The following is a 4,253-nucleotide window of genomic DNA, read 5'->3' as shown; positions in this document are numbered from 1 at the left end:
CCGAGGCACCAGAGCTTGACGCCGAACGGCTCCGTGCGGCCGTTGGCGATGCGCTTGTCGCTCCATTCGCTGCCGCCGGGATGGTTGGCGTATTCAAGAAGGTTGCGGGCCTCGTCGAGGCCGCGCGAGCCGAGATTGACGGCGAGCATCATCTCGGTGTTGGCCGAGGCGCACCAGTCGGCGAATTCATGCAGGCCGACTTCATTGCTCTCCGACGTGTGCCAGGCGAGGTCGAGGCGCACCGGGCGCCCCTCCCTGGGGCCAACGCCGTCCTCCCAATTGTAGGCGGACACGAAATTGCCGCCGGGATAGCGGACGATCGGAACGTTGAGTTCCCTGACGAGATCGATAACGTCCCGACGCATACCGTTGATATCTGCCGTCGGATGACCGGGCTCATAGATACCGGTGTAGACCGCCCGCCCCAGATGCTCGATAAAGGATCCATAGAGCCGCGGATCGATTTTCGAAACAACATAACGCGGATGCGCCGTAACCGCCGCCTTCATGCATTTCCTCCACCAGTATCATAAATGATGATTTAAATCATCTTATTCGACATAAAAGGGAAGCAAACTTCATGATCGGAACGCGCCGGACCGCGCCCGATGGGAACGCGGCGCCGGCCGCTCTCACCCTTCCCTCAGCCAGACCAGCATCTCGCCGGGATCGCGGTTGTCCCAGGCAAAATAGGGAACCGCCTTGAGCTTCGTCTCCTCGGTCGCCGGCGGTTCGGAGCGGTAGAGATCGCTGCCCCAGTTTTCAGCCCCTGCCCTGCTGCCGATCGCCGAAAGCGTGACGATGCCGCCGAGCAGGTTCGGCTCGGGATGCGCCTCGAGCCTGGCCGTGCGCGGCAAGGCAATGCGGTGCAGCCCACAGCCATTGTCGGTTTCCTCGACGCAGTAGATCAGCGGGCCGCGCGCGAGCGCGACGCGGCCTATATCCTGGCGCACATGCGGGTTGGCGAAGAGGCGGGCCATCGACATCTCGAGGTCGAGCTCGACCCGGTCGTCCTTTTGCCATTCGCGCCGGATTGCGGCATAGCCGTCGCTGGTCGCCGCATCGAGATCGACCATCTTGCCGTTCACTTGCGCCGCCGCCTTGCGGCACCAGGACGGCACGCGCAGATGCAGCGTGAACTCAACGGGGGCATCCGGCTCGACCCGGATCGAGATTGCGCCGTCCCACGGATAATTGCTGGTCTGGACGAGGCTGACCGGCCGCCCGGCGATCTCGAAGCGTGCGCTCGAGTCGCCATAGAGATGCACGGCCAGCGCATCGTCGGCGAGACCGTAGAAATAGCTGCCGATCGACGCCACCATGCGGCCGATATTGGGTGGGCAGCAGGGGCAGCGGTGCCACTTCCAGCGATTGTGCTTGCCCCGGCTCTCCAGCGGGTTCTGGTAGAAGAACAGCGAGCCGTCGAGCGCCAGGCCCGAGATCGAGCCGTTGTAGAGCGCTCGTTCCATCATGTCGGCGTAGCGGGCGTTCGGCCCCATGCCGAGCATGCGGCTTGCCCAGAACACCAGGCCGACCGAGGCGCAGGTCTCGGCATAGGCGGTCTCGTTGGGCAGGTCGTAGTCGCTGGTAAAGCCTTCATTGTGCGCTGACGGCCCGAGGCCGCCGGTGACATAGAGGCTCTTGGTCGTCAGATCGTCCCAGAGCCGCTCGAGCGCCACCTTGAGCGTGTCGTCGCCATATTCGGTGGCGATGTCGGCCATGCCGGAATAGAGATACATCGCCCTGACCGCATGGCCGACGACCTTGTCCTGCTCGCGCACCGGCTTGTGCGACTGGCTGTATTCGTAGGTCTTGAAGTGCAAATCCTTGGGGTCGGCGCCGCGCGCCAGCGCCTCCTCGTCGAAATAATGCGGCTCGAGGCCGCGCTGGTCGATGAAGTACTTTGCCAGCTCCATATATTTCTCGTTGCCGGTGACGCGCGCGAGCTTGACCAGCGCCAGCTCGATTTCCTCGTGGCCGCAATAGCCCTTCCTCTTGCCTGGTTCGGGGCCGAAGGTGTCGGCGATGTGGTCGGCATAGCGGCACATGATGTCGAGCAGCTTGCGCTTGCCCGTCGCCTGGTAGTAGGCGACAGCGCCCTCGATCAGGTGGCCGGCGCAATAGAGCTCGTGACAATCGCGTAGATTGGTCCAGCGCAGGCCGGGCTGGATGCGCTGATACCAGCTGGAGAGATAGCCGTCGTCCTGCTGCAGCTTTCCATACATGTCGATGACGGCGTCGATCTTGCGCTCCAGCGCGTCGTTCTTGCGCCGGTAGAGCGAATAGGCAGCGGTCTCGACGGTCTTGCCGAGATCGGAATCCCAGAACATCTGGGTGGTCACGGTCGAGGCGGTGAAGCCGTCATTGACGTGGAAGGGAATGCGCACGCCGGGCGGCGCGCGGTCGGGATCGATCTGGTCGAGCATGCCGGCTTCGACGCAACGTTCGTAGAGGATATCGGCGGTGCGCGAGGCGACGGCATCGACGCGGTCGCCCCAGAAGCCGCGGACATCGACCTGCGGCACGGGAAGCGGCCGAAAGGCGAGCTTCGGCCTGGCGGTCTTGCCGGCCTCGGTTGCTGCGGCGGGTTGCGGTGCGGTCATGAACTTCACTCCATTCGAATGCGGCTGGTTACTTGACAGCCCCGGCCATGAGGCCACGGATGTAGAAGCGCTGCAGCGCCAGGAACAGGATCAGGCCGCCCGCCTTTCCCTTGCCCCTATATGCTGAGTTCCAGCGGCCCCCCATCTTCAAAGCGTTTGATTGCCTCGTTTTCCGTGATTTTGAAAGGCGTGGACTACGCTGAGCGTGGCCGACGGTATCTCCGTCGCCCTCGAACATATCGACGATGTCGGCGTCCATGGCCCTGACGGAACGGCGCTGTTCCGATACCGCCTCGTATAGATGGAAATCCCGATTTTGCCCTGTCCTCTGTAGAGTCGGATGGATAACACAAAAGCTGCAAGTCCTGTTCGGCGAGGTGACGAGAAAACAGCCCCCGAAAGGTGGCATGGCACTCGTCGCCTATCTCCAACTTCCTTTGTCTCGAAGAAGCCATGAAGGCGCGAGAGAGCCCAACTCTTCGCGCAGGCTTCCCGTGCAACAAGCATCAAACAGGCCGAGTGAACACGTCACCGCTTCACAACGTGCGCTACCAGACTTGCTATCGCCTCATGTCGACTGACTGAATGGGCAACGACAAATCTGAGATAAGCTTCGGCCAGGTCTGGGTCTAGACCCGCGCTCAGAGCGAGGTCACGCAAGCGCTTGGTCTGTGCGGCCTCACGCGTGCTGTCTTGGGGCAAGTATCCATATTGGGCTTTGAGGAAGCCGACCTCCTCCGTGCAGCGAAATCGCTCAGCGAGCATGTGGATGATCGCGGAATCGATATTGTCGATTGTGTTCCGATGCTCTGCCAAGCGAACTTCCTGCTTAAGATCTTTCTTCATCCATTCTCCTGAGCTGACAAAAAAAAGCCTGGATGACCCCTCGCGAGAACTCGGGCTTTCAGCAGATTTTCCCACCGCCATCGCTGCGGGATGCTGGCAATGACGAACGTCCGCCGCGGCGCTAGCTCGATCCCTCGGAGTCAGCCAAGCGCCGTAACGCAACGTCTATTGTCAGTGACAATAGCCTCGCAACCTGTCCTTATCCTGTCGGAACGCGCAATCGGGATATGTCTGCGCGCGAGCATCCGGAAGCAGGTTTGAGGCGTCCAACTCGCACAACCTTGGGCGCGCAGCCGCAGCGGTCAGCGGCGGACTCCTTTACCCATAAGACTATGGAGCGCCGCGGCGGAGTCCGGTCGGGCTCACATGGGCGCTTTCACGTCAAGACTTCTGTCAACTCTTCATCAGTCATCTCCGTTAGGCGGTTTCGGTTTCCAGGTTTGAGCCCGATCTGTAACCCGGCCGTTTCCGTACCAGTTCAAACTCACATTCAGTCGGCGCACGAGGGGGAGCATAAAAAAGTTGGGGGCGCCGGGCGCCTCGGGTTAGCGTGGCGGCCATGTCTAATGGTGGCGCATCTGGTGTGTACCGGCTCAAAAAGTGGTTTGTCTCCCAATCCACAAGAATTTACGACGAGTTGAAAACGTTGTATTTTCAAAGAGCTAACGGGGTGGGATAGTGGAGTGGTAAAATCGCCGAAATGGCGCTAGGTACAGCATAGGAGCTGAGCTCGACTTTGTACGTTTTGGTCATGTCCAGGTCCAGAAGAGGCTGTTGGTTGCGATGAGGTTGAGCGCCTGATCG

Annotated in this window: 3 protein-coding genes and 1 pseudogene; all 4 read right to left on the bottom strand. The window is 61.0% G+C overall.

Annotation, left to right across the window (positions count from 1 at the left end; translation table 11 throughout):
- Positions 1-509, bottom strand: a pseudogene (locus ACWGTI_RS32075) (alpha-N-arabinofuranosidase); the annotation flags it as partial.
- A 123-nt stretch (positions 510-632) separates the two neighbouring features.
- Complete coding sequence (locus tag ACWGTI_RS32070) at positions 633-2,603, bottom strand: glycoside hydrolase family 127 protein (RefSeq protein ID WP_454578814.1); 1,971 nt, start codon at positions 2,601-2,603, stop codon at positions 633-635.
- 28 nt (positions 2,604-2,631) lie between these two features.
- Entirely contained in the window at positions 2,632-2,862 is a 231-nt protein-coding gene (locus tag ACWGTI_RS32065) for a hypothetical protein (RefSeq protein ID WP_454590610.1), read from the bottom strand.
- A 269-nt stretch (positions 2,863-3,131) separates the two neighbouring features.
- Complete coding sequence (locus tag ACWGTI_RS32060) at positions 3,132-3,449, bottom strand: chorismate mutase (protein WP_454578813.1); 318 nt, start codon at positions 3,447-3,449, stop codon at positions 3,132-3,134.
- Between the last annotated feature and the right edge of the window lie 804 nt (positions 3,450-4,253).

Source organism: Mesorhizobium sp. ArgA1 (assembly GCF_053714375.1).
This window is presented reverse-complemented; position numbering and strand designations above follow the sequence as displayed.

Coding starts and splice junctions, on each gene's coding strand:
- ACWGTI_RS32065 (WP_454590610.1), bottom strand. CDS start 2,862: ATGGACGCCGACATCGTCGATATGTTCGAGGGCGACGGAGATACCGTC.
- ACWGTI_RS32070 (WP_454578814.1), bottom strand. CDS start 2,603: ATGACCGCACCGCAACCCGCCGCAGCAACCGAGGCCGGCAAGACCGCC.
- ACWGTI_RS32060 (WP_454578813.1), bottom strand. CDS start 3,449: ATGAAGAAAGATCTTAAGCAGGAAGTTCGCTTGGCAGAGCATCGGAAC.